23 protein-coding genes are annotated in these 23,820 nt (G+C 70.8%); 12 read left to right on the top strand and 11 right to left on the bottom strand.

The genetic code is table 11. From position 1 onward, the window contains the following. Positions 1-16: 16 nt before the first annotated feature. Both ACFVDP_RS00690 and ACFVDP_RS00685 read right to left on the bottom strand, forming a co-directional pair. Positions 17-958 carry a hypothetical protein gene (locus tag ACFVDP_RS00690; protein WP_383480999.1) on the bottom strand — a complete coding sequence of 314 codons (942 nt, stop codon included), beginning with the start codon at positions 956-958 and terminating at the stop codon, positions 17-19. Then, entirely contained in the window at positions 955-1,401 is a 447-nt protein-coding gene (locus ACFVDP_RS00685; protein WP_383480996.1) for a DoxX-like family protein, read from the bottom strand. Before ACFVDP_RS00685 ends, ACFVDP_RS00690 begins: the two co-directional genes overlap by 4 nt. Before the next feature lie 280 nt (positions 1,402-1,681). Here ACFVDP_RS00685 and ACFVDP_RS00680 point away from each other — a divergent pair, with 280 nt between their 5' ends. Beyond that, positions 1,682-2,524 carry a DUF4328 domain-containing protein gene (locus ACFVDP_RS00680; protein WP_383480993.1) on the top strand — a complete coding sequence of 281 codons (843 nt, stop codon included), beginning with the start codon at positions 1,682-1,684 and terminating at the stop codon, positions 2,522-2,524. Between the two features lie 290 nt (positions 2,525-2,814). Here the strand turns inward: ACFVDP_RS00680 and ACFVDP_RS00675 are convergent, their stop codons facing one another. The 4 genes from ACFVDP_RS00675 to ACFVDP_RS00660 are packed head-to-tail and all read right to left on the bottom strand — an operon-like array spanning position 2,815 to position 5,069. Further along, on the bottom strand, positions 2,815-3,189 hold the full coding sequence (locus tag ACFVDP_RS00675) for a hypothetical protein (protein WP_383480990.1): 375 nt from the start codon (positions 3,187-3,189) through the stop codon (positions 2,815-2,817). Between the two features lie 9 nt (positions 3,190-3,198). Further along, positions 3,199-3,927 carry a 4'-phosphopantetheinyl transferase family protein gene (locus ACFVDP_RS00670; protein ID WP_383480987.1) on the bottom strand — a complete coding sequence of 243 codons (729 nt, stop codon included), beginning with the start codon at positions 3,925-3,927 and terminating at the stop codon, positions 3,199-3,201. Then, entirely contained in the window at positions 3,924-4,166 is a 243-nt protein-coding gene (locus ACFVDP_RS00665; RefSeq protein WP_383480984.1) for an acyl carrier protein, read from the bottom strand. The genes ACFVDP_RS00670 and ACFVDP_RS00665 overlap by 4 nt, the downstream gene beginning before the upstream one ends. A gap of 15 nt (positions 4,167-4,181) precedes the next feature. After that, positions 4,182-5,069: a hypothetical protein gene (locus tag ACFVDP_RS00660; RefSeq protein ID WP_383480981.1), complete on the bottom strand. Its 888-nt coding sequence runs from the start codon at positions 5,067-5,069 to the stop codon at positions 4,182-4,184. A gap of 359 nt (positions 5,070-5,428) precedes the next feature. Between ACFVDP_RS00660 and ACFVDP_RS00655 the strand changes: the two genes are divergently transcribed. The 7 genes from ACFVDP_RS00655 (at position 5,429) to ACFVDP_RS00625 (ending at position 14,834) form a co-directional block, all read left to right on the top strand. Next, a complete protein-coding gene (locus ACFVDP_RS00655) occupies positions 5,429-6,511 on the top strand; it encodes a phytanoyl-CoA dioxygenase family protein (protein WP_383480978.1) in 1,083 nt (360 codons plus the stop codon). Next, positions 6,493-7,803 (top strand): DUF6271 family protein, encoded by a 1,311-nt coding sequence (locus ACFVDP_RS00650; protein ID WP_383480976.1) that lies wholly within the window; start codon positions 6,493-6,495, stop codon positions 7,801-7,803. The genes ACFVDP_RS00655 and ACFVDP_RS00650 overlap by 19 nt, the downstream gene beginning before the upstream one ends. Further along, positions 7,800-9,617 (top strand): condensation domain-containing protein, encoded by a 1,818-nt coding sequence (locus ACFVDP_RS00645; RefSeq protein ID WP_383480973.1) that lies wholly within the window; start codon positions 7,800-7,802, stop codon positions 9,615-9,617. The genes ACFVDP_RS00650 and ACFVDP_RS00645 overlap by 4 nt, the downstream gene beginning before the upstream one ends. A gap of 1 nt (position 9,618) precedes the next feature. Beyond that, a complete protein-coding gene (locus ACFVDP_RS00640) occupies positions 9,619-10,890 on the top strand; it encodes an MFS transporter (RefSeq protein WP_383480970.1) in 1,272 nt (423 codons plus the stop codon). Between the two features lie 475 nt (positions 10,891-11,365). After that, positions 11,366-13,105, top strand: coding sequence for a diacylglycerol kinase family protein (locus ACFVDP_RS00635; protein WP_383480967.1), 1,740 nt, complete (start codon positions 11,366-11,368; stop codon positions 13,103-13,105). A 1-nt stretch (position 13,106) separates the two neighbouring features. Beyond that, entirely contained in the window at positions 13,107-14,060 is a 954-nt protein-coding gene (locus tag ACFVDP_RS00630; protein WP_383480964.1) for a YihY/virulence factor BrkB family protein, read from the top strand. A 3-nt stretch (positions 14,061-14,063) separates the two neighbouring features. Continuing rightward, positions 14,064-14,834, top strand: a complete 771-nt coding sequence (locus ACFVDP_RS00625) for a phosphatase PAP2 family protein (RefSeq protein WP_383480962.1) — start codon at positions 14,064-14,066, stop codon at positions 14,832-14,834. A gap of 327 nt (positions 14,835-15,161) precedes the next feature. Here ACFVDP_RS00625 and ACFVDP_RS00620 read toward each other — a convergent pair whose 3' ends face one another. Next, positions 15,162-16,007 (bottom strand): LLM class flavin-dependent oxidoreductase, encoded by an 846-nt coding sequence (locus ACFVDP_RS00620; protein WP_383480959.1) that lies wholly within the window; start codon positions 16,005-16,007, stop codon positions 15,162-15,164. A gap of 224 nt (positions 16,008-16,231) precedes the next feature. Beyond that, positions 16,232-16,702 carry a GNAT family N-acetyltransferase gene (locus ACFVDP_RS00615; RefSeq protein ID WP_383480957.1) on the bottom strand — a complete coding sequence of 157 codons (471 nt, stop codon included), beginning with the start codon at positions 16,700-16,702 and terminating at the stop codon, positions 16,232-16,234. Positions 16,703-17,128: 426 nt separating this feature from the next. Between ACFVDP_RS00615 and ACFVDP_RS00610 the strand changes: the two genes are divergently transcribed. From ACFVDP_RS00610 to ACFVDP_RS00600, 3 genes are all read left to right on the top strand, one after another. Then, positions 17,129-18,127: a GNAT family N-acetyltransferase gene (locus ACFVDP_RS00610; protein ID WP_383480954.1), complete on the top strand. Its 999-nt coding sequence runs from the start codon at positions 17,129-17,131 to the stop codon at positions 18,125-18,127. Between the two features lie 542 nt (positions 18,128-18,669). Beyond that, positions 18,670-18,939 (top strand): GlsB/YeaQ/YmgE family stress response membrane protein, encoded by a 270-nt coding sequence (locus ACFVDP_RS00605; protein WP_383484224.1) that lies wholly within the window; start codon positions 18,670-18,672, stop codon positions 18,937-18,939. Between the two features lie 191 nt (positions 18,940-19,130). After that, complete coding sequence (locus ACFVDP_RS00600) at positions 19,131-19,412, top strand: hypothetical protein (RefSeq protein ID WP_383480951.1); 282 nt, start codon at positions 19,131-19,133, stop codon at positions 19,410-19,412. Positions 19,413-19,895: 483 nt separating this feature from the next. On the opposite strand, the gene ACFVDP_RS00595 is transcribed toward ACFVDP_RS00600, so the two are convergent. The 3 genes from ACFVDP_RS00595 to ACFVDP_RS00585 all read right to left on the bottom strand — a co-directional run bounded on the left by ACFVDP_RS00595 (position 19,896) and on the right by ACFVDP_RS00585 (position 21,866). Beyond that, positions 19,896-20,833 (bottom strand): IS5 family transposase gene (locus ACFVDP_RS00595; protein WP_383480948.1). Its coding sequence is split into 2 segments (ribosomal slippage): positions 19,896-20,440 and positions 20,440-20,833, totalling 939 coding nucleotides; the frame shifts between segments, so codons are not numbered across the junction. Between the two features lie 44 nt (positions 20,834-20,877). After that, positions 20,878-21,408, bottom strand: a complete 531-nt coding sequence (pyrE, locus tag ACFVDP_RS00590) for an orotate phosphoribosyltransferase (RefSeq protein ID WP_383480945.1) — start codon at positions 21,406-21,408, stop codon at positions 20,878-20,880. Positions 21,409-21,488: 80 nt separating this feature from the next. After that, positions 21,489-21,866: a VOC family protein gene (locus ACFVDP_RS00585; protein WP_383480942.1), complete on the bottom strand. Its 378-nt coding sequence runs from the start codon at positions 21,864-21,866 to the stop codon at positions 21,489-21,491. 358 nt (positions 21,867-22,224) lie between these two features. Here ACFVDP_RS00585 and ACFVDP_RS00580 point away from each other — a divergent pair, with 358 nt between their 5' ends. Continuing rightward, complete coding sequence (locus ACFVDP_RS00580) at positions 22,225-23,106, top strand: NmrA/HSCARG family protein (RefSeq protein WP_383480939.1); 882 nt, start codon at positions 22,225-22,227, stop codon at positions 23,104-23,106. Positions 23,107-23,820 lie beyond the last annotated feature (714 nt).

The raw sequence follows: 23,820 nt of genomic DNA, 5'->3' as shown, positions 1-23,820 counted from the left end.
ATGGGGTGACGCTGTATCAGATGTCGCACGGCTCGATCCTCAGATCCTCGGTTCCGGCCGGGTCCGCGCCCAGGCGGACCACGCGGACGACGCCCCACAGGGCGGAACGGTCCCGTGCCGCCCAGCCCGCTCCGGCCGGTCCGGGTTCGCGGAAGCTGCGCAGGACGACGACGCCGCCGGGGCGGACGGCGCGCCGTACGGCGGTGCGCAGACGGCGGGCGAAGGCGGGGCCCGGTCCGTCCAGCACGTTGGAGAGAGTCACGGCGTCGTAGCCGCCGCGCGGTGCCCGCTCCATGACATCCACGACATCGCCTTCGACGAGCCGGACGTCCGGCGCCAACGGGGGATCCACGTGCGGGAGTTCGGTGCCCGCCAGCAGTCGCCACAGCCAGGGATTGTGGACGTTGGGGTGGCCGGTCACGGTCCGTTCCAGACGTCGCCGGAGCACGACGTCGAAGCGTGCCGGGACCACCGCGGCGAACGACGGACGCACCGTCACGGCGAGGGCGCCGCTCGGCCGCAGAGCGAGTCGCATCAGGCGGCGCAGCCCCGGGGTGTCCAGGTCCGCGCGCCAGCGCCGAACCTGTTCCGCCGGGTCGTCGAGCGTGAGGAAGCCGCGCAGGGCGGGCTCGCGCCAGGCCGGGAGCAGGGCTGCGGCCGCGCGGCGGCCCAGCCGCATCAGCCGCTCGGCGGAGCCCTCGACGCTCTCGCCTCCGGAGAGCCGCCTTCGCGCGTAGGCGAGTTGTACGGGATTGAGGTCCACGGCCGTCACCTCGTGTCCGGCGCGGTGCAGGGCGGCGGCGGTGTCGCCCGCGGAGGCGATGCACAGCACCCGTGCGCCGGTCGCGGGCAGGACACCGAGTTCGATGCCGCAGTCCTCGTACATCCGCCCGAACAGCAGGCGTGGACCGCCGGTCGCGCCGGTGATCCGGCCACGTGCCCAAGGTGTGCCGTTCACCGGTCCACCGCCTCGGCTGAACTCCAGGACGCCATCCAGATCAGGACGACGAAGGCCAGGTTCTGCGTGAGCATGCGCCCGGGCTCCTGGACCTGTCCGGGGCTGAAGACCAGGCCACCGGCGTTGAACCCCGCGACGAGGACCGTCTGGACGACGGCGGCGCCGCGCGCCCGTCGCCCGGTCAGCACCCAGAGCCCGATCGCCATCTCGGCGAGCCCGATGGCCACCAGAGCCGCCGTCAGCGCCCAGTGGGGGAGGAACGGTACGTCGCCGACGATGGCTCGCTGGTCCGCCCGCCCCGGCCAGACCTTGCACCACCAACCCTCGTAGAACCACACGAGGGCGATGGCGCTGCGCGCCACGACCCCGTGCCACTGCTTCACCGCAGGCCCGGCATGCCGGGCGGCGTGCGGGTCGGCTCCGGCCAGCTGATTCATGGGCATCGCACCGATCTCATAGGGCCGTTGCTCCGTCGACTCGCTCGACTCGCAGAATTGAACGTGTTCAAGATGAGCGTACGGTACAGGTCCGGAGTCGTACCGCCGCCGTCGGCCTTCGACCAACGCCGTGGGCGCAAGGGAGCCTGAGATCGCTCTTCCTGCTGAGCGGCTGCCCTGGGGTAAAGTTCGCAGGTCGCGCGGCCGGGGGGCCGAAGAGGAACGCGGCAATCCCTGGGGAGGGTGCGCAGCCGTGCTGTGCAAGAAATGCGGTAAGAATCAGGCCTTGGTCGAGGACGGGCTGTGCTCCCGGTGCGCGGCCGCCGTGGTCGCTGAGCTGACGCCCGCGCCGGGGACCGAACCGGTCGCGGACGCGCCGCTGCCGCCGCGGGTGCCGTCCGCGCCGTACGACCCGGGGGCCCGATGGGCGCTGCTGCGCTCTCCGAACGGGCTGGCCACGCTTGCCGTGGCCCTGCTGTGCCTGGTCGCCGCGGCCGATCTGGCTGCGGTGCTCGCGGGCATCGGGGAGTACCGGTTCCTGGCCGATGCGGCAGGCGGTGACTGGTCCCGTCTCGATGGCGCCGACGCGCGGCGCATCGACGAGCTGTACGTCTGGGCGGGCCGGATTCAGCTGCTGACCCTGGCTGCTTCGGCGGCCGGCTTCGTCGCCTGGTTCCTGCGCGTGCGCGACAACGCCCACGTGTTCGTGCCGTCCGGGCAGAGCAAGGCGCGGGCCTGGGCGATCTTCGGTTTCTTCGTCCCGGTCGTCAGCCTGTGGTTCCCGCGCCGCATCGCCCTGGACACCTGGCACGCCAGCACCGCCGAACCCGAACTCGGTCGTGGCCGCGCCTGGATGGTCGACCTGTGGTGGGTCCTGTGGCTGGGCGATCTGTTGATCGGGCGGGTCGCGGGGAACATGTACGACAGCGCCGAGACGGTGGATGCGACCACGTCGGCGACCGGGATGGTGATTTTCGCCGACGCCCTCGACATCGTGGCGGCCGGCGTCGCCGTCGCCCTCGTGCGGGCCCTGACCGGCCTGCAGAATCAGAAGGTCCAGGCGCGGAGCGAGTCCCTTCCGACCGTCTCCGAAGGTCCGACCGTCTCCGAAGGGACGTCGCGCAACTGATCCCGCTCGGTCCGGCAGCGGTCGGCGACGACGGCTTGTGGTCCGGAGCCCGCCGCAAGGCCGCCGCGGCGGTCCTCGGCTCTCGGCGGTGTGGGGTCAAAGGAGTCGGAGGCGTGACGACGGTGTCGTCCTTCGTCATGGCGACCGTGCGGTGCGGTCCGGCGGGGACGGTTCCGCCGCCGGACCGCATCTCGCGGGTGCATTCCGAGGTGTTCGTCCGCCTGAACGGGGAGATCGCGCGGCGCAACCGCCCGTCAAGCGGCACGTGCCGTCGGTCGCGGCCGCGCGTGTCACACGCGGAGCAGCAGACGCACCCGTAGAGCGTCGGACGATGTCGAGGTCACGTCCAGCTTGTCCGCGACCGAGGCGGCGATCGTCCAGGCCCAGCCGTCCGTCAGCGCTGCCTCGACCTCGCCCTGGGGCTGTGGCTCGTAGGCGATGTCCAGGTCGACCCAGTCGTCACCGGCGCGGGCTGTCACGGCGGCCACGTCGATGCCGTGCCGCTGGGCGGCCAGGATGAGTTCCGAGACCGTGAGCAGGGCATCGGAGCGAGCTGACGGGGAGCAGGACGGCATGCTGTCGAGCAGGTGGCCCAGGCCTTCCCGTGCCTGGGTGGCGTCGGCCGGGTGCCCGGTGAGCAGATGATCGGCGGGCAGGGTTGTCATGCCTTCTCCTCAGTCTCCGTTTCCGCGGTCCTGCGGACGGTCGTCACGCCACTCGTGACCTCGACCGAGCGGTTCAAACGCCGCGAGTCCGTAGAACGGTCCGGTGCGGGGTGCCACGTCGGCGGCCTCGGCCAGGCGCCACGCCCCGGCGCAGGCCACCGCGGCCCGCGCCCCGCGAGATGCGTCGGACCAGGAGTGCACCGGGAGAGCGGCGTCGCCCGCCTTGAAACCGGCCTCCGCCCGCACCCACCGGGTCAGGGCGTCGGAGCCGGGAGGGAGTTGCCCTGAGGAGAACGCGGGAAAGCGTCGCCGCACCAGGTCCGGGTCGGGTGGGACGCGGTCGCACGGCTCGACGTCCACGCCCACCGGGCCGCGCCCCACAGCAACCGCCACCAGCCCCTCCGCGTGACTCGTGCTGACCCCGAGCCGGCTGTGACCGCGGAGGAAAGGCCTTCCGTGACCGGTGCGGTCACAGTCGGGGCAGTGCTGGCGCACCTCCAACTCGGCTGCCGGGCGGCCGGTGACATGGGCCGCGCACCAGCGCAGCAGCAGGCGGGCCGCCAGAACGTCGTCCCGGCGGGACGGGATCCGTACGAGCGCGAGTCGGCGCCGTTCCCAGTCGGCGAGCGTCCGCTCGTCCGCGGCCGGTTCGGCCAGCACCTCGGCGGAGCGGGCGACCACGACAAGCATCGGCGTGCCGGCCGGCCCGGACGCGGGCCCGCCCGCCCGGGTGCTCATGCCGGGGTGGTGCCCGACGGGCTGAGGAACCGCTCGCGGATGCGGTCGAGCGTGCGGAAGTCGTCGATGGTCGACGTCTGGAGGTCGATCGTCCAGCCGCTGATCGATTCGAGCAGGTCGATGAACTCCAGGAAGTCCATCGAGTCGATCAGCCGGGCCTCGATGAGGTCCTCGTCGGGGGCGATGTCCCCTTCGAGTCCCGGGTTCTTCTCGTGGATCCACTCGATCACGGATTCCATGGCGCTGCCGGGTCCTTACTGTGCGGAACGGATGGGGAGGGCGGAGGTATCGGCGCGGGGCCGGACGCTGTCGAGCACGGCGAGGGCGTTCTCGGCGGAGCCGTGGGTGAGGACCATCGCGTGGACCCACCGTTCGACGCCGAAGGCGACGCAGGCGCTGAACGCGCTGCCGTGCGTACCGGCGTTGATGCCGAGCCGGTCACCGAAGAAGTTGCGGTGCCGGTTCACCGAGGCGATGGCCGTGCCGTCGGAAGCGCTGTACTCGTGTTTGACGGGATCCAGGGCCATGAGCCGGGCCCGGGAGCCCTGCCGGTCGTAGAACGGATCGTCCGCCGCCGCCCGGGTCAGGTCGAGACCGAGCCGCTCGGCCAGGTCCGTGACGAACCGCCCGCCCCGGTCGAGGTGTTCGACGCAGCCGTCCTTGGTGCCCAGGTACAGCACCTCCCGCATGTGGAAGCCGTGCAGCCTGCGCAGTCCCTCGTAGTGGGTCTCGTTGCGGAAGCAGCGGCCCGTCGCGGACAGGCGCAGTCCTTCCTCGCCGACGTCCTGGCCCTCCAGCGACAGCAGCAGGCCGTAGCAGGTGGCGGAGGGCAGCAGGTGTCCGGTCGCGCGCAGCGGCGCGTCCACCGGTGCTCCGCCGTCCGCCAGCGCGTCGAACGCGTCGGCATCGAACCGGCCCGCGGGAACGCCCAGGTGCGGGAAGTTGCGGAAGTAGTCCAGGCGCGCGAGGCCCGCGGCCGGCAACAGCGGGGGACCGAGGCACTCGGGGGCGGCCACCTGCTCGGCCAGACCGAGCAGAAGGCCGTCCAAACCGTGCAGGAGAGCCGTGTGCACGGGATCGAGCGCGAGCAGTCCGGCGCCGGGGCCGCGCAGTGGCGGCAACGGCCGGGTGGAGGTGTTCATGCAAACCGCTTCCTGCGAGAGGGGACGGGCGCGTGGGATTCGGGACATGGGGGAGCGCGACGACGGTGCCGGGCCGTCAAGAGCGCGGTCCGGGCGTCGAGTTGTGGACCATAGAGCGGCGCCACAGAATTTGTCTAGACCAGATGGCCGTCGTGTGGTGCGGTGGCTTGAATGGTGCGCTTCGCGGCTCAAATGGCTTTCAAATGCGGGTACTTGACATAGCCATCGGTCTAGACCAGTGTTCGAGCGCTCCTTCATCCCGCTTCTCCCACCGGGCCGACGGCGGAGCGGAGCGCTGCCCACGGCCGTGCCGTGCGCGAGCCCAGCCGAACACCGCCGGACGTCGCCGAAGGAACCCCATGCCCAGCACAGCGCCCGCCCGCTCCCGCCGTCCCCGCCTGCACCGTGCCGCCACCGAACGGCCCTACTTCAGCGCCGACGGCGAGTCCTACCTCGCCGAGACCACCCTGCGCGAACTCGACAAGACCCGTCCGTTACGGGTGCTGTCCGCCGAGCAGTTCGCCCACTGGCAGACCTACGGCTACGTCGTCGTCCGCGAAGCGATCCCGGCCGCCTCCGCCCGCCGGCTGCTGGACTTCACCTGGGACTTCCAAGGACTCGACCCCGACCGCCCGCAGACCTGGTTCGAGGACCGGCCCTGGCGCTCCCAGCTCGACCGACAACTGCACATCTACGGATTCGTGGAGGCCTACCACCACCAGATGCTCTGGGACAGCCGCCAGAACACCCGGGTGTACGACGCCTTCGTCGACGTATGGGACAGCGAGGAACTCTGGGTCACCCTCGACCGGCTGAACCTCAACCCGCCCAACCGCGGAAATCGCGACCGCGCCCTGATCGATGCCACCGACCGCGGATTCGACATCGAACTGCACTGGGACATCGACACCACCCTCGGAGTCCCGCCGCAACGGGTGCAGGGCATCATCGCCCTCAACGACACCAGCCCCGAAACCGGCGGCTTCCAGTGCAACCCCGAACTCTTCCGCAGGTTCGACCAGTGGGCCCCGCTCCAGCCCGCCGACCGCGACCCGCTGCGCCCCGACGCCGACCGCGACGCGTTCCCCGTCGTCAGACCCGAACTGCACCCCGGTGACCTACTCATCTGGAACGGACTCCTCGCACACGGAGTGGCCCGCAACACCTCCGACAACGGCGTGCGGGCGGTGCAGTACCTCTCGATGATGCCCGCGCTGGAGGAACACGACCGGCTGCGCACCTCGCGCGTCGAGTCCTGGCGCCACCTGCGCACACCCCGCTGGAACCGCACCCTCGTCGGCGACCCCGTACGGCACGAGTCCCAGCGCTATCCGACCGCCGAACTCGACGACCTCGGAAGCCGTCTGCTCGGGCTCACGTCCTGGCACGAACCGCTGCCCGCCAAGAACGCCGGGGAGCGCGCGTGCGCCGCATCTGCCTGACCCTCCCCACGGACCGGCCCTGCACCCCGGCCATCGCCGGCATCGCCCGCGAGGCGGCGTACGGGGCCCGTACCTTCGGCGTCGAGGTCCACATCCTCGTCCTGGACTCGGCGCCCGCCGCCGCGCGCGCCGAACACCGCACGGCCATCGACCACCTGACACCCGCACCGGGCGTCGTCGTCCATCACCTCGACGAGCAGGCACAACGCGTCCTGCTGCGAGACCTCGCCGCCACCGCCGCGCCCGCCGACACCGCCCGACTGCTGGAACTGCTGCTGCCCGCCGGAGTCTCGTACGGCGCCTGCACCGATCGCGCGTTCCTCATCGCGGAAACACTCGGCTGCGCCTCGGTGCACCGCCGGGACTCCGACAGCAGCTACCAGGAACACGACGGCGAGTCCGTCTTCCCGATCCACCAGGAGCTGGCCTTCCTCGACACCGTGGCCTCCGACGCCGGCTCGCGGGTGTCGGTCCGCCGGCTCCGTCCGGGCGCGCAGGACCGCCGCGTGGCCCTGGTGGGCGGGTCGTTCATCGGCGAGATGTCCGTCGACCTCGACGGGATACGGCAGCGCGACCCCGCCGCCTACGAACGGATCCTCACCCTCACCGTCCCCGACGACTACCCGGCGCTGTGGCGTGCCACCCTCGCCGCCGACTCCTTCCGCGGCGGTGGAACGACACCGTTCACCGAGGACCGCACGACTCTCACCAGCGTCCCGCCCACCCGCGTCGACATGTGCAACATCGCCTTGTCACGCGCGGTATACGCGACCGTGCCCCTGCCCCCGGCCAGGGACACCGTCGGCAGCGACTACTTCCTGCTGCACGCGGTCCACGCGGCCACCCTGCCCGGCGTGCTGCACAACCGGCACATCGTCAACCACCACACGCCGGACCGGCGCACCGACGCTGCGTTCCTCGCCTATCAGGTCAGACTCGCCAAGTACTTCCTGGCCGTGCCACGCCTCCATGAGGTCCACACCGCCCTCGCGACCGCGGGCCCCGACCTGCTCGACGAGCACGGGCGGATACGGACCGCCGCCGTCGCCGATCCGGTACGGCTCAGCGCCGCCGACCCGCGCCCCCGCGACGCCCGCAGACTGGACACGCTCGACGCCGTCCTCCGGGGCCTCGGCGGACGCTGGACGCAGGCAGCCGACCTGTTGGCGGCCCGCCGGGACCACCTGCTCGCCGAAGCGGCCTCGGACATGGCGGACTTCGCGTTCCTGCTGGACGCGTGGCCCGCGCTGATCCGTGCCGCCCGCGCCCGGGAGGCGGTGGGCGCACGATGACGGAAGTGACTCCAAGGCCCCTCGTCCCCACCGAACGCGGAGACCGGCCCGCCGACAGGGAGCGCACGCACACCGTTCCCTACGCCGCGGGCGTCGCCCGCCGCGGCCCGCTCGCGGTCGGGCAGACCAACATGATCCGGTGCATCCTGCGCGACGACCCCGTACAGATCAACATCCACGATGTGTGGCCCGCACCGGACGGCACCTCCGTGGCAGCCGCACTCGACGCCCTGCGCGTTCTGGTGGAACGGCACGAGGCACTGCGCACCACCTTCCCCCACCGCTCGGGCGACCTGCCCGGCGAACAACACGTCGCGGCCGAGGGCACCTTCGAGGTCACCGAGCGCCCGCAGCACGCCGATGCCTACGCCGGAGCACCCCACCGGTACGCCGAAGCCGTTGCCCGGCGGGCCCGAGAGGGCCGCTTCCGGCTCGGCCGCGACTTCCCGCTGCGCCTCACCCTCCTCACCCGTGACGGGGTCGTCAGCCATGTCGCGCTGGCGGCCAGCCACGCCGCGGTCGACGGCACCGCGCTGGCCGTCCTCCACGAGGAATGGCGCACCCTCGTGGCGGGCGTCCCCCTCGCCGCCGCGACCGCCCGCACCCCGCTCGACCTGGCGGCCGAGGAGACCTCGGCCGCGGGACAGCGCAAGAGCGAGGCCTCGCTGCGCTACTGGGAACGGGTCCTGCGCACCGCGCCCCAGGCCATGTTCGCCGAACCTCGGCTGCGCGCCGGTGACGCCAGCACCGCACAGCTGTCCCTGCGCTCGGCGCGGGCCGGACGGGCCCTGCGCGCCGCCGCCGCCCGCACGGGAAGCCCCGTCCCCACCGTCCTGCTCGCGGCCTGGTGCACCCTGGCCGCCCACCGGGCCGGACAGGACACCTGCGTCGCCGCGGCACCGACCTCGAACCGCAACAGGTCCGGGCTCGCCCGCAGCGTGACCACGCTCTCCCAGGACGCTCTGCTCAGCCTCGACATGAGCGGCCCGACCTTCGACGCGGTGCTGCGCAGGACATGGGGCGCGGCCCTCGACGCCTACCGGCACAGCAGGTTCGACTCCGTGCGGCTCTGGGACATGATCGGCTCGGTCACCCGCGAACGCGGCAGCCGCTTCGCCCGCGACGTCGTGTTCAACGACGTGAGCAGCGTGCCCGCGACCTCCGTCGGCACGGCGGAGCCGGTCCAGGACGACGAAGCCCACGAACTCTCCCTGCTCTGGGGCCCCGAGCAGGACCTGCCCACCCGACTGCTCACCTTCGTCCACGCGGTCGAGCCGGAGCTGCGCCTGTCGCTGTGGGCCGACCCCGCACTCTTCACCCGGCAGGAGGCGGAGGGCCAACTCACCGGACTCGTCCGTCTGCTGGAAGCCGTCGCGCACACGGACGTGCCGCTGGAAACCCTCACCGACGTCACCGGAGTACGTCCCGCGCCGCGCGACGCCGACTGGCACCAGGTCGACGGCTGCTGGATCTCCCGCAGCGCCGTCGAACAGGCGGTGAGCGAGGCGGCGGGCTCGCTCCCGGCCCACGTCGCCGTGACGGGCGGGCCGGAGGGCGCCGGGTCGGAGGGCGCCGGGCCGGACGGGGTCGGCAGTCGGCTGGTCGCCTTCGTCGCGGCGGCACCCGACGGCCGCGCCCCGACCTCCCACGACATCCACACCGCACTGATGACCCAGGTCGCCCTGCGGTCCGAACTCCTCGCACCGCACCACTACGTGATCGTCCCCCACGCCCCGCGCGACGCCACCGACACCGCGGCGTGGCACCGGCTGCCCGTCCTCACCGAAGGGAACGGCCGCCGACGGCCGATGTGACATGACCACCGACGACACTCCCGCCGCGCCACCGCCCAGCCCCTGGCGGTCGGCCCCCTTCCGGCTGTTCTTCACCGCCCGCAGCGCCTCGCTGCTGGCCGACGGCATGCTGATGGTCTCGCTGACCACCGCCGTGCTCGCCACGGGCTTCGGCCCTTCGGGCGTCGGCTACGCGCTCGCGGCGTGGATGGCCCCCATCGTCCTGCTCGTCCTCGTCGGGGGAGTGCTGGCCGACCGCTTCTCTCCGCAGACGACGATGGTCGCCGCCGATGTGCTGCGCATGTTCGCCATGCTGCTCATGGCCGCACTCCTCGCCTTCGGCGATCCGAGACTGTGGCAGATCATGGCGCTCATGGCGCTCAGCGGCGCCGCGACCGCGCTGTTCCAGCCCGGTCTGGCCGGTCTCGTACCGCAAGTGGCCCAGGACATCCAGCGGGCCAACGCCCTGCTGCGCGTGTCCGAGGCGATGAGCGCACTGCTCGGCCCCGGACTCGCCGGCCTGCTCGTCGCCTACTGGGACGTCGCCGGCTCCTACACGGTGATCGCCCTCGCCTACGCGGTCAGCGCCCTCGGCCTGCTTCCCCTGCGCCGCCTCGCCTCCGCACGCGACGAGGAGACCGCGCCCATCTGGCACCGACTGGCCGTCGGCTGGCGGGAGTTCCGCTCCCGCGACTGGCTGTGGAGCGTCATTCTCATCTGGTCGGTGTTCGGGCTGTTCGTGTTCGGCCCCGCGCTGCCGCTGGGCGCCGCGCTCATCACCGAGCAGCACGGCGCGAGCGGATACGGGTGGATCGCCTCCGCGGACGGCGCGGGCACGATCATCGGCGGCCTGCTCGGGCTGCGCGCCCGCCCCCGCCGGCCGGTCGTCGCCGGGGCGCTCGCCATGCTGATGTTCGCGCTCAACCCCCTGGCCCCCGCGCTGGGCTGGTCCTTCACCGCCACGGCGGCAGCCCACGTGCTGGGCGGCTGCGGGTTCGCCTTCTGGGGCGTGATGTGGGCGACGAGCATCCAGACGCACATCCCGCTCGCCGTCCTCAGCCGCGTCTCCGCGTACGACGTCGCCGGCTCCATCATGGTCATCCCGCTGGGCCGAGCCCTGTCGGGGCCGGCCGCCGAGAGGTTCGGCGCGGCGCACGTCCTGGAGTTCTCCTCGGCGGTCGCTGTCGTGCTCCTCACGGTCATGCTGATCGTTCCCGCTGTGCGGCGCCTGGGGCGTGAACCCGCGGGGGCCGTCTCCACGAATGCGGCCCGACTGGCACCGGCCGACGGCTAGGGCGTGTCCGGCGGATCAGGTCGCGTCCGGGTGGCCCGCACCTTCTGTGCTGGTGAGCGGGGTCTGGTGCGTGCAGCTGCAAGGCGGAGGAGGGCGACAACGCGGAGCGTTGGCAACTGACGACAACGCAGCAGATGGGCGTGCCAGACCCCGCGCCCGCGACAAGATCCGCCGGACACGCCCTAGGGCCGCCCGGACACACAACGACGGAAGGGGCCGGCATCGCCTTCGATGCCGGCCCCTTCCGTCGTTGCCGAGCGAGCCTCCACGCCCGTCAAGCCGCAGTGCGCGTCGTCATCCGACGGACATCGCGTCCGGCCGTCCGAATCCGCACGGCCGGAGAACCACCTGGCAAACACCGGATCCGCACGACGTCTGCACGCGGGTTCAGGGGGCATACGGCAGCGGCGGGCGGTGATCGGCGGATGCGCCGAGTCGCCCCGACGACGCGTCCAGAACGAGCCAGGGGGACCCCATGCCAGCCGTCATACCGGAGAGACCGGGCGGCGACAGCGCGACAACACGCGTACGCCCGGCCGCCGGGCATCCGTCCCGGGCGGGCCTCGCACGCACCGTCCGGAGCGCCGCCCTGCACATCGCCGCGCTGACGGCCGTGCAGACAGCGCTGATGATCGGCCTCGGCCTGCTGATCACGGGGCCCGCCCACGGACTGTGGCCCCTCGCGCACGAGGACGCCGTGGACGAACGGCTCGAAGCGATACGGACCCCGGCGCTCACCGGTATCTCCTTCGTCGCCTCCGAAGCGGGCAACACGCTCACGGTCATCACGATCACGGTCGTGGTGTGCCTGGGACTCGTGCTGATTCCGCACCGGACGCGATGGCGCGAGACCCTCTTCCTGTCCATCGGCGTGGCGCTGCAGTCTCTGGTGTTCCTGTTCATCACCCTCGCAGTGGACCGCAACCGGCCCGAGGTGGACCGGCTCGACGCCTCTCCGCCCACCTCCAGTTACACCTCGGGCCACACCGGGGCGGCCACCGCGCTGTACGCAGCACTCGCCGTCCTGGTGCTCTCCCGGGCGCGGGGGCCCTGGCGCCGGATCGCCGGATACGCCCTGCTGCTGGTCCCGTTGCTGGTGGCCGCGGCACGGCTGTACCGCGGCATGCACCACCCGACCGACGTCATGGGCGGCATCCTCAACGGCTCCCTGTCCCTGCTGATCGTCGGCCGCGCCGTCCTCACCCGCGACAACCAGGACGACGCCGCCGCGAACGTCCCCGCGGCCCCGGACGCCTCCGCACGTGCCGGACAGCGGCGCGGCACTGCCGTGGTCGTGTACAACCCGCTCTCCGCCGACGAGGCACTCCTCGACACCGTGCGACAGGGCCTGTCCCGCCACGGGTACGCCGACGCCCGGCTCGTCGCGACCACCGCCGACGACCCTGGGCGCGGCCAGTGCGCCGCGGCCCGCGACGCCGGGGCCCCGCTGATCGTGGTCTGCGGCGGCGACGGCACCGTACAGGCAGCGGCCGACGCCCTCGCCGACAGCGACGTACCACTCGTCGTCGTGCCCTGCGGCACCGGCAACCTGCTGGCCCGCAACCTCCACCTGCCGCTGTCACCCGCGAAAGCCCTGGACAGCGCGCTCGCGGGCACCGCACACCGCCTGGACCTCGGCCGAGTCGAGGGCGACGGCATCCCCGCCACCCACTTCGCGGCGATGAGCGGAGCCGGGCTCGACGCGTCGGTGATGGAGTCCACCGGGAGCCGCGCCAAGGCCGTCATCGGCTGGCTCGCCTACGCACTGGCCGTCATCCGGAAGATGCGCTCCCCGCGCATGGAACTGACGCTGCGTCTCGACGGCGGGCCGGCCCTGCGCCGCACCGCCCGCATGGTCCTGATCGCGAACGTCGGCACCATCCAGGGCGGCGTCTGCCTCGTCCCGGCGGCCCGGCCCGACGACGGGCTGCTCAACCTGCTGATCCTCGACCCGCACGGCCTCCGAGGCTGGCTGCGTGCCCTGAACACCCTTGCCCGCAAGACCACTTCCTCCCCGGCACCCGAGAACACGCCCGACGGCACCAGGGCCCCGGCCGGGCCCGTCGAGTACTTCGACTTCCGGCAGGCCGAAGTGGAGTTCGACGCGCCACAGCCACGCGAGGCCGACGGCGACCCGGTCGCCGCAGGACGCGTACTGCGCGCCGAGGTACGGCCCGGAGCCCTCACCGTGATGCTCCCCTCCGGAGGTAACTGACGTGGGAACCGCCACCCGGGTGCCGATTACGCGCGACATGCTGGGCGAGGAACTCTCCGGCGACGAAGCCCTCGTCACGCTGCGCAGATACGGCCGCTGGCCGCTGCTGCGCGACGCGTTCATGCGCTTCCGCTACGCCGACGGCTTCAGCCATTCCCGCGCACTCGCCCTGCAGACCGTGCTGTCCGTCGTACCCCTCTCGATCGCCTTCGTCGGGCTCTCCACCGCCCTGCACACCGAGGGCATCGGCCAGATGGCCGAACTCACCATCCACCGCATCTCGCAGGGCCCCAGCGCCTCGGTCGTCGAGGACGCGCTGGACCGCAGCCGACGGCACGCCGGAGACGGGAACCAGCTCGCCCTCTGGTTCGGCCTGGTCTTCTCCCTGATCAACGTCACCACGGCCATGTGCCAGATCGAACGAGGCGCCAACCGCATCTACGGCTGCGAACGCGACCGCCCCTTCGCGCAGAAGTACACCCGCGGCCTGCTGATGGCGCTGACCGCCGGAGTGCCGCTCGGACTGGGATTCGTGATGGCGGTCGCCGGAGACGACCTCTTCGAGTCCGCCGCCACCGTGTACGACCTGGGGGACACCGCATCGACCGCCTGGAACCTGCTCCGCTGGCCCCTCGGTCTGCTCCTGGCCCTGCTCTCGGCCAGCGTCATCTTCCGACGCTCACCACGACGCGTCCAGCCCGGATACACCTGGCTCGCCTTCGGAGCGGCCGTCTACATCGTGCTGTGGAGCCTGCTGACCTGGGCCCTGAGCATGTACCTGAACCTCAGCGGCTCCTTCGACACCGTCTACGGCCCGCTGAGTGCCTTCATGTCCCTGCTCCTGTGGGCCTACCTCACCTCCATCGCCCTGTTCCTGGGACTGTCCTTCGCCGCGCAGTTGGAGGCCGTCCGGGGCCAGCGGCCCGACCCGATCCAACCCGACCCGGGAGTCTGAACCATGGTGGTGCGCGCCGGCGCCCGTCGTCTCCAACAGCACCGTCGCCGCGTGGCAGACCGGCGTTTCGCCGCACGCCTGGCCGGCGCGGCGACCATCGCGGCGCTCGCGACCGCCCCGTTCGCTCTCCTGGCCGTCCTGGTCGAGAGCCGGTGGACGCCATTGCACCGGGTCGACGAGAACGCCGCCCGGAGCCTCAACGCCGTCGCGACGGACCATCCCGCGTGGACCCAGGTGCTGCGCGTCCTGTCCGACTGGGTCTGGGACCCCCTGACGCTGCGCGGTGCGGTCCTGGCGGTCACGGTGTGGCTCCTGTACCGGCGCGCGTGGCGACTGGCCGCCTGGTCGGCGACGACGGCGGTGACCGGCGGCCTGATCGGGCTCTGGGCCAAGCTGCTGGTCGAACGAGCCCGGCCGTCCCTGGCGGATCCGGTGGCACACGCCCCCGGTTACTCGTTCCCCTCGGGCCACGCGATGACGGCGGCCACGTCGTGCGCCGTCCTGCTCCTGGTCGCGCTGTCCCTCGTCCCGCGCCGTGTGCGGCCCGTCTGCTGGGCGCTCGCCGCCCTCTCGGTCCTGGGCGTCGGATTCACCCGTGTCGCCCTGGGAGTGCACTGGTTCAGCGACGTCGTGGGCGGCTGGCTCCTGGGAGCCGCCGTCGTCATCCTGACGACCTGGGCCTTCGAGGCATGGCGCACGGACGCCGGTCTACGGCCGACATCACTGGCCCAGGGCCTGGAACCCGAACTGCGCACCGCGCACCCGGAAACGTGACCCCCGACAGGAAGGAGCAGGAACAGGCGCGGTCCGGTCTCAGCCGGGGCGCGGGGTCAGCTGACGGCTGGGAGCTGACGGCTGGGACGAGCTGCTGTACGCGCACAGGCGTGCTTCGCCGGTGATCCTCGCGCTCGGGGAGCGCCTGGGGTGCGGCCCGCCCCGAGCTGGACGGCGGTGGGACCGACTCCACGTCCGCGGCGATGATCCCACCGGCTCGTCACCCGCGACCGCAGCCTGGGGCAGCTGCTTCCCGCGCCCGGGGAAGCACGGGAAGCAGCTGGCGATTTCAGCCCGGTGGCCGTGGGACGGTGTGCGCCGACACCCTCACAGGAGGTCGGCGAGGCGCCCCACTTGGTTCGGGTCGAGGCCGTAGCAGTAGAGCATGACCTCATCCGCGCCGAGGTCGGTGAAACGGGCGATCGCGTCGCTGACGGCGGTCGGCGTGGTGAGCAGTCCGTCGACCATCCGGTCGGCCATGCCGGTGAAGGCGTAGTAGGCGTGCATGTTGGCCCGGGCGTCGTCGATCACCTCGTCAGGACCGAGCGCGACGTTGACCTGCGCGACCATGCGGGGTTTGCCCTCGCGGCCGTGCTCCTTCCAGAAAGCGCGGACGGTGTCGAACAGGCCGCCTGCCCACGAGGGCGCCGCGGCGGAGAGGAAGCCGTCACCCCAGCGGGCGACGCGTTCGAGCGCGGCGGGCTTGAATCCGCCGAAGAGGATCTCGGGGCCGCCGGGTCGGGCCGGGCTGGGGCCGATCGGGCCGACCCCGTCCGCGTACGGCTCGCCCGACCACAGGCGGCCCATCACCGCCATCTGCTCGTCAAGGCGGCGGCCCCGGGTGTGCATGTCGATGCCTGTGGCCCGATGGTCGTCGTCGCGGCCGCCGACACCGATGCCGAGGACCAGGCGGCCACCGGACATCCGGTCCAAGGTGGCGGCCTGCTTGGCAAGGAGAGCGGTGTCGCGCAGCGGAGCGAGCAGCACCTCGGTCTGGACACGGACGCGGGACGTGGCACCCGCGAGGACGGAGAGCGCGACCAGGGGCTCGGGGTTGTCGTAGACGAGCCGGTCCAGCAGGCCGAGAGTGCTGAAGGGGCCGTCGTCAGCGCGTTGGGCCCAGGTGAGCAGGGTGGTCGGGTCGCCGATGGGCAGGCCGATACCGACGTTCATGAAGCAGACCTCCGAAGGGAAGGATCGACAAAGACTGTCGCCGCCCCTCCGGCACCTCGACGAGGTGGGACGCTCCCGCTCTGCGGCGTGCTTCTGGGGAACGTCTCGTTGAAGTGGTCTGACTTTAGGGCGGCCACCGCGCCTGGGACAACGGATTTTGGCGGCCCCTGCCCCCCGGCCCCTGCCCCTGACCGGGGGAGTAGTGGTGGTGGAACCGGAGACGATCACAGGATTGGTGCCGACGGGCGCCACAAGTACCGGATGTCCGGCTGACGTTCCTCGTTACGGTGCCCGTCGGTCCATTCGGCCGCGATGAAGCCGTGCCGCTCGTAGAAGCGACGTGCCGAGTCGTTGACCTGGAACGTCCACAGAGCCAGCCCGGCCGGACGGCGCTGTTTCGCCAGATCCACGAGGCGGCTTCCGATGCCCTGTCCCTGCCAGGCCGGGTCGAGATAGAGCTGGTCCAGATCTTCGCCGTCCAGCACCATCATCGCGACGACCGAGTCCTCGACAGCCGCCACCCACGTCTCCTGGCCGGGCACGACCACCTCCCGGAACCAGGACCGGACCTGGTCGTCCGTATGCGCCCGACGCACGCTCGGAAGCGCCGCCGCGAAAGAACGCAGCCACACCTCGGCCACCGCAGCAGCGTCGGAGCCGACTGCACGGCGGACGGCAAAGTTGTCGATCTCCACAGCGACGCATGCTTGCAGACCCGCGATGCGGCCGCAGCCGAGTTCCCCGCGACGCTTGGACCCACGCGGAACCCGGTGAACCTATGCGGTCGGAGCACCAGCGTGATCGTCGTCTGCATGCCGTACGCCGAGAGGACGTGCTGGTGCCCGACGACGTGCCCAAGCCGGTGACCCTGCGGTTCGGCCAACTGAGGAACGGGCCGGACAAGGAGGTTCGGTAGAAACGGGGCAGAGAACCGGCGTTGCTGCCAAGAGTCTTGACGGCGTGTGAACTGGAATGTCAGGGAGTGCGGACGAGTGATTGCACGCCGCTCGATAGGTGATCCCGGAGCGCGCCGCAGGGTGCGACAAAATCCGTTGCTGGCGGGCGATGCGGCGTGGAATACGTGGCGGCAGTGCCATTGCCGTTGATCCTGGGGAGCCCTCGTGACCGCAACCGTCCACGCCGTCGATCCGCACGACGAGGCAGCGCTGCGCGCCTGGTACGTGTGCTTCCGGGAGGGGGCCGTGGCCGGGCGCACCGATCCTCTTGTCGATTCCCTCGGCAGCCTGGCTCCGCGGCTTCGCGACCGGAGCGAGGCCGCGCCGCGCAGGGTCCGGGCGGTCGCCGCCTACGAGGCTGGGTCCGTCGTCGGGGCGCTATTGCTTGAGTTCCCGCTGGCGGAGAACCGGCACGTCGCCCAGGTCGAGATCGACGTGCCGCCAGGCAATCGACGCCGAGGCGTCGGCACCCTGCTGTTCAAGCACGCCGTGGACGCGGCGCGGGCCGAGGGCCGCACCATCCTGCTCGGCGAGGTTCCGAAGCCCGACGGAGTCGGCCCCGACAGCGTGCCGGGGTTGCGCTTCGTCGAGCGGCACGGCTTCAGCGTCGAGCACGGCGAGGACCACTACGTGCTGCCGCTGCCGCTGTTGGCGGACGGCACCGCGCCGATCCGGGCCGGCTACTCCTTGACCGGCTGGGTCGGCCCCTGCCCGCAGGAGTACTTGGACGCCTACGTGGCCCAGCGGACCGCGATGGGCCACGACGTGCCGACCGGCACTCTCGACGTGGAGCCCCCCGTGTGGAACGCGGCCCGGGTCCGTGCGACGGAGGGCCGACACGTGAAGCAGGGATTCACCCCTGTCGTGACCATGGCCAGGGGGCCAGGTGGCGAGTACGCGGGCTACACGCTGATCCTTGTGATGGCTGACCAGGACGGGCAGGTGCTGCAGGACGACACCCTGGTGGTGCGCGCGCACCGGGGTCACGGCCTCGGAGCGGCGCTCAAGGCCGCCAACCTGGCCAGGCTGGTGGAGGCGTTCCCCCGCAGCGCTCGCGTCCACACCTGGGTCGCCGGCACCAACACCGCCATGCTGGCCGTCAACCGCCGCTTCGGCTTCCGCCGCGTCGACTCCGAGGTCGGCGTCCAGCGCCGCCTCGACTGATGCCCTCCGCGTCACCGCCGTACCCGCCATCCACCGACAACTCCCCATGCACTGCCCGCCCCTCGACGGCACCTCGGCGATCCCGGCGCGGCGCAAGGCCATCGCGAGTACGAGAACCACGTCAACGCTCTCGGGCTTATCGGCTGGACAAGATCAACCACTGTCAGAAGTTCTGACAGCAGCACCAGTTCTCTGTTCCATTCCTACCGGACCCCACAACCACGGTCGGATGGCCGGGCACACCGCCGCCGGGATGACCGGGCGGCAGCAACATTTCTGCGGCGTGCTCCCTCGGAGCTCCGGGGACGCGTGTCCGGCGCGATCGTGGCCAGGGTGCCGGTGGGCATGATGGGCGATGGTCCGCGACCCGGCACCAGGCGTCGAGTCGGAGCAGGTTCAGCGCCCCCGCCGAGAAGGCGTGTTCGAGGTGTGGCTTGGGCAGGCCGCAGTGGCGGGATCGGTCGGAGATCGTGTGGGTTTGAAGACCGACCGGTGGAGCACTCGTTTAATCGGTTCTTATTTCCGCTGGTTGGAGGCGAATGATGGGCATCATCGCGTGGATAGTCATTGGACTGCTGGCAGGAGCGATCGCCAAGCTGCTGCTGCCGGGCAAGGACCCGGGCGGCATCATCATCACGATGCTCATCGGTATTGCCGGTGGTCTTCTCGGCGGCTGGCTCGGAAAGGTCATCTTCGGCGTCGACTCCATCGATGGCTTCTTCAACCTGTCCACGTGGGTGGCCGCCATCGTCGGATCGCTGATTCTGCTGATCCTCTATCGCCTGGTCACCGGTAACCGACGTCACGCTTGATCTGGCGCACGATCCCTTGCACAGATCTGCCCGGACGGCTCCGCTTTCCTGGAAAGCGGAGCCGTCCGCGTTGTGTCTGAGGGCCGAGCGGGCGTACGTCTTGCCCGTCGCCTGGTCGTGGAATTGACGTCGTGCTCCACGCCGTCAACTTCAGCCCGTTGAGCGACGGAATTTCGGGTAGTGGGTTCGGCATGGCACCGAAGACTGAAGTTCTCACGTCCCTGCGGGTCCTTCGACAACTGCGCCGAACCCGCGGTTTCTACATGGCGGGTGTCCTGCTGTGGACCGCCGCGGCAGTCTGGACCGGCTGGGTCCATCCCGGAAGCCGACAGATGTGGGTATCGCTCCTCCTCGCGGCCGTCTTCGCGGGCCTGCTCGGAACCGCCTCCGCCTGGCTGTACCGTCTGCGAGCCGCCCAACCGCGCAAGCCGGTGCACCATGCGGCGCGCGGGACCAGCGCCGCGGCCGGATGAGTTCGGGCCTCAGCGACCCGGACCACGGTGACCGAGGCGTCACTCATCGGTGCGCATGCCGCCTACCTGGGTGCGCTGGGGGCGTTGCCTGGCACAGGCCGGCTGCGAGGCCGCCCCTTCGGGATGTTGTCGGTTGCAGATGCGCGGTCAGCCGGGCTGGGAGAGTCGGTTGGGCCGGGGGAGGCTGATGGCCGCCGTTGGCTGCCCGGCCCCTGCCGACCAACGGCATTGGCACACATGCCGTTCACACCCGACATCGACCCCGGACGGCCTCCTGGCTATGGAGGTCTGAACGGGAGTTGTTTCGAGGCGTGTGGGGGAGTCACTGGTCGGCTCTCGACATGATCAATCGCGATGACTTTTGATGCCACTCGCTTGCCCGTTGGCCCCATACCTTCGCCGTCTGCTCGCAGTTCGGCGGGCTGGCCAGGCCAGAGGCGTGGGGCCTCGGCCTGGCCTCGCAACTAGGCCATGTCCGGGCGATCATGAGCGGAGCCAGATGACCAGGGCTGCGACGGTGACGGTGCCGAGGAACACGTGACCGCGTTTGTCGAACCGGGTCGAGACGGCTCGGTGGACTTTAAGCTTGTTAATGGCACGTTCCACCGTGTTGCGCTTCTTGTAGCGTTCCTTGTCGAATCCGGGCGGTTTGCCGCCGCGTGAACCCTGGCGCAGGCGGACGGCCTTGTGGTCCTTCTTCTCCGGGATGACATGCCGGATGCCGCGTCGTCGCAGGTAGGCGCAGATGGCGCGGTTGCTGTACGCCTTGTCGGCGGAGACGCTATCCGGTGTGCGGCGGGGACGACCGAGCCCGGCCCTGGGTACACGAATCTTGTCCATGACCAGCTCGAACTCGGTGCAGTCCGTCCGCTGTCCGGGGGCGACGGTGAGGGACAGCGGGTGGCAATGGCCGTCGGCAGTCAGGTGGAGCTTGGTAGTGAACCCGCCGCGTGAGCGGCCCAGGCCCTCGCCCGGGGCACCGGCGCCACCCGGCGGCCGGGCAGCCTCAACCCGAGCTTCTCGCTCTGGTGTTCCGCCGCGTCGGCCCCCTTTGAGCAAGGCGGAGCTGGCGGCGGGGTTCGGCGGGCGCCGGCAGCATGCTGATGGGCCCGCATCACCGTGGAGTCCACCGAGATGTCCCAGTCGATCGCGCTGTCGGCATCGGCGGCAGTCTGGACCTGCTGGAACACCCGTTCCCAGGTTCCGTCGGCCGACCACAGCCGATGGCGTTCATACGCGGTCTTCCACGGGCCGAACCGTTCCGGCAGGTCCCGCCACGGCACCCCGGTCCGCACTCGGTGCAGTATCCCGTTGACCACCTGACGGCGGTCCCGCCACCGCCCGCACCGGTTGTTGCTCACCGGCAGCAACGGCTCCAGCCGCCGCCACTGTCCGTCCGAAAGATCGCCTCGCCCCGCCATGCGCCGGACAACGCTGTGGGGTAGCGGCCGGACACGGCCTGTCGTCAGGATGTGGCAGCAGCCCGCAGGTCTTCGGCCGTAAGCAAGGACAACAGGCTGATGCCCTCTACCTTGAGGGCCTCGGCACCGCCTTGGTCCCGGTCGATCACGCACAGCGCCTCACCCACCTGCGCACCCAACCCCCTCAGATCCGCGGTCGACAGCACGATCTGGCCGCCACTGGTGACCACGTCCTCGATGACCAGCACCCTCCGGCCTGCAACCTCCGCGCCCTCCGCCAGACGGCATGTGCCATACGGCTTGGCCTGCTTGCGCACGAACGCGCAAGGAAGGCCCGTGTGTCGGCTGAGCGCGGTCACTACCGGGATGCCGCCCATCTCCAGGCCGGCCAGCACCTGCGTGCCGGACGGCACCAGCGGGGCCATCCGCTGGGCGATCTCGTCCAACAGGACGGGATCCGCCTCGAACCGGTACTTGTCGAAGTATTCCGTGGCAGTACGTCCCGACCTAAGCGTGAACTGGCCGGTCAGATGAGAGGCGGAGTGGATACGCAGAGCAAGATCAGAATGAGTCACAGGAAATCACTCTCCCAGCCGTCCCCTTTGACCAGCGCACCGGCTCCCCCCGACTCCACACAAGATCGCCCGGACACGGCCTAATGCGCAGTGTCAATGCTGTTCCGGGGATCGAATACGCAGAACTCGTTGCCCTCCGGGTCGGCAACGACGATCCAGCGGAAGCCGTGTTCGGTGAGTTCTTCAGAGAGTCTCGAAGCGCCCAGCTGTTCGAGGCGATTGACCTCGGGCATCAGGTCTGCGGTGCCGAAGTCGAGATCAAGGTGCAGGCGGTTCTTGCCCTGTTTTGGTTCTGGGACCTGTTGGAGGAGAAGGGTCGGGGCAGGAGTGGGCCCGACCAGGCTCAGGTAGGGAGGTCCATGGAAGCCGCGCCGGTAGTCCAGGGGAGAGAGCGCGGCAAGCCAGAACTCGGCTTGCGCCTCGGTGTCGACACAGTCCAGCGTCACAACGATCTGCATGGCGGAACGGTAGGAGGATCAGCCCGCCCTGACGATCTATTTTTCGGCAGCCCTGATGGGGCCCTCTGAATATCCCCACTCCAGGCTAAGGGGGTGGCCAGACCTGCTCGCCGGGATTCCCCACCCGGCTCCGGCCTGCGGCGGGACGTCACCGAGGAGGAACCGCCCGGTAGCTGGCCGGGTCCGGGGACGGGGCGAGCTGTACAGGTGTCGGGCGGGTGATGGGGGTTGGCCGCACCTTTCGGGTGACGTGGGTCACACCAGCTGGACCTGAAGTCTGGTTGAGGATGCAGGCTTCTGGTCATCGGGGCGATTGCTTCGCGGTCGCCCGGGACCTGCGCTTATTGAGGAGTCTGTGATGGCTGACAACCGTGTCGTGGTGGTCACCGGTGCAACCGGCAAGCAGGGCGGTGCCACCGCCCGTGCCCTGCTGTCCCGCGGCTGGACCGTGCATGCGCTGGTGCGTGATCCCGGCAAGGCGGAGGCGCTGGCGCTGGAGGAGGCCGGGGCCGTGCTGGTGCGCGGCGATCTCGACGATGCGGCCTCGCTGGATGCGGCACTGGCAGGGGCGTACGGCGTCTTCAGCGTGCAGACCTTCGCCGGGCCCGACGGCTTCGCCGGCGAGGCGCGGCAGGGCAAGGCGGTCGCGGACGCGGCGGCGCGGGCGGGTGTCGCGCACTTCGTCTACAGCTCCGTGGACGGCGCCGACCGGCCCGGTGAGGTGCAGCACTTCGCGAGCAAGGGCGAGGTCGAGCGGCACATCGAGGCGCTCGGACTGCCGGCCACGGTACTGCGGCCGTCGTTCTTCATCACCAACTTCGAAGGGCTCGGCCCGCAGTGGCACGACGGTGAACTGGTGCTCACCCTGGCACTGGCGCCTCAGACCCGGCTGCAGATGATCACTCCCGGGGACATCGGGGTCATCGCCGCGACCGCTTTCGACGCACCCGCCGACTACCTGGGGCGCACCATCGAGATCGCCGGGGATGAGGTGACCGGCCCTCAGATGGCCGAGATCTTCGGCCGTGCCGCAGGACGGCCGGTGCGCTTCGACGCCCAGCCGGTCGAGCAGGTGCGGGCCCACAGCGAGGAGATGGGGGCCATGTTCGACTGGTTCAACACGGTGGGCTTCCGCGCCGACCTGCCCGCGCTGCGCGAGCGCCACCCCGGGCTGACGAGCCTGGACGCGTGGGTGAGCGAGCGGTGGACGGTCCCGGCCGAGCCGGTGCCCACCGTGTGACGTCACCCCGTGCTGCTGATGGCCGCCGCCCGAAAGAGCGCCGCGGTCATCAGCAAGGCCGTCAGCTGAAGGGGCCCGGAGAACGGGTAGTGCACCGGGTCGGTATGGCCCGAACAATCGAAGAGCGGGAGGCTCCGGGCACAGTCGCTCGTGGCAACGAGGTGGGGATCGAAGAGCACAGGTGGCCGTTTTCAAAGATCTGACCGCAGTTCCGTGAAACCCCAGGTCAGGGATGTGAGCGGGGGATCGTTTCGGCAGAGTATGTCCCGGCATGGCGAGCAAGACGGTCGAGGCTGTGCTGTTTCCCGGGATCGATGTGCGAGTGGAACGCGTCAGCGACAGCTCCGACGTCCTCCTGGTGGAGGCCGTGTCCACCGCTTGCTCGTGCCGGTGCCCGGGCTGCCGGAAACAGGCGAGGCGCATACACAGCACGTATCAACGGGCCCTGAACGAACGGCCGGTGGGGCCTCGCCGGGTCCAGTTCGGCTGCGGGTCCGCCGGTACTTCCGTGACCGGAAGAACTGTTCTCGCAGGACGTTCGTCGAGCAGGTGCCGGGCCTGTCCGAGCGGCATCGTCGCTCGAGTGCCGGGCTGACCGGGTGGCTTCGATCGATTGCGGTGGAACTGGGTGTCCGTCCGGCCGCAAGGTTGTGCCGCCGTCTGAAGCTGGTTGCGCGCCGGACACGGTTGCTCAGTCTGTTGGCGGCGCCGACG

The organism is Streptomyces sp. NPDC057694 (assembly GCF_042799415.1).
In the GTDB taxonomy this organism is placed as follows: Bacteria; Actinomycetota; Actinomycetes; order Streptomycetales; family Streptomycetaceae; genus Streptomyces.
Note: the sequence above shows the minus strand (reverse complement) of the source record. Positions and strands in the feature narration are given on the sequence as shown.

Coding starts and splice junctions, on each gene's coding strand:
- ACFVDP_RS00600 (WP_383480951.1), top strand. CDS start 19,131: ATGGCACCGAAGACTGAAGTTCTCACGTCCCTGCGGGTCCTTCGACAA.
- ACFVDP_RS00635 (WP_383480967.1), top strand. CDS start 11,366: ATGCCAGCCGTCATACCGGAGAGACCGGGCGGCGACAGCGCGACAACA.
- ACFVDP_RS00625 (WP_383480962.1), top strand. CDS start 14,064: ATGGTGGTGCGCGCCGGCGCCCGTCGTCTCCAACAGCACCGTCGCCGC.
- ACFVDP_RS00645 (WP_383480973.1), top strand. CDS start 7,800: ATGACGGAAGTGACTCCAAGGCCCCTCGTCCCCACCGAACGCGGAGAC.
- ACFVDP_RS00605 (WP_383484224.1), top strand. CDS start 18,670: ATGGGCATCATCGCGTGGATAGTCATTGGACTGCTGGCAGGAGCGATC.
- ACFVDP_RS00585 (WP_383480942.1), bottom strand. CDS start 21,866: ATGCAGATCGTTGTGACGCTGGACTGTGTCGACACCGAGGCGCAAGCC.
- ACFVDP_RS00640 (WP_383480970.1), top strand. CDS start 9,619: ATGACCACCGACGACACTCCCGCCGCGCCACCGCCCAGCCCCTGGCGG.
- ACFVDP_RS00670 (WP_383480987.1), bottom strand. CDS start 3,927: ATGAGCACCCGGGCGGGCGGGCCCGCGTCCGGGCCGGCCGGCACGCCG.
- ACFVDP_RS00580 (WP_383480939.1), top strand. CDS start 22,225: ATGGCTGACAACCGTGTCGTGGTGGTCACCGGTGCAACCGGCAAGCAG.
- ACFVDP_RS00685 (WP_383480996.1), bottom strand. CDS start 1,401: ATGCCCATGAATCAGCTGGCCGGAGCCGACCCGCACGCCGCCCGGCAT.
- ACFVDP_RS00620 (WP_383480959.1), bottom strand. CDS start 16,007: ATGAACGTCGGTATCGGCCTGCCCATCGGCGACCCGACCACCCTGCTC.
- ACFVDP_RS00660 (WP_383480981.1), bottom strand. CDS start 5,069: ATGAACACCTCCACCCGGCCGTTGCCGCCACTGCGCGGCCCCGGCGCC.
- ACFVDP_RS00675 (WP_383480990.1), bottom strand. CDS start 3,189: ATGACAACCCTGCCCGCCGATCATCTGCTCACCGGGCACCCGGCCGAC.
- ACFVDP_RS00655 (WP_383480978.1), top strand. CDS start 5,429: ATGCCCAGCACAGCGCCCGCCCGCTCCCGCCGTCCCCGCCTGCACCGT.
- ACFVDP_RS00665 (WP_383480984.1), bottom strand. CDS start 4,166: ATGGAATCCGTGATCGAGTGGATCCACGAGAAGAACCCGGGACTCGAA.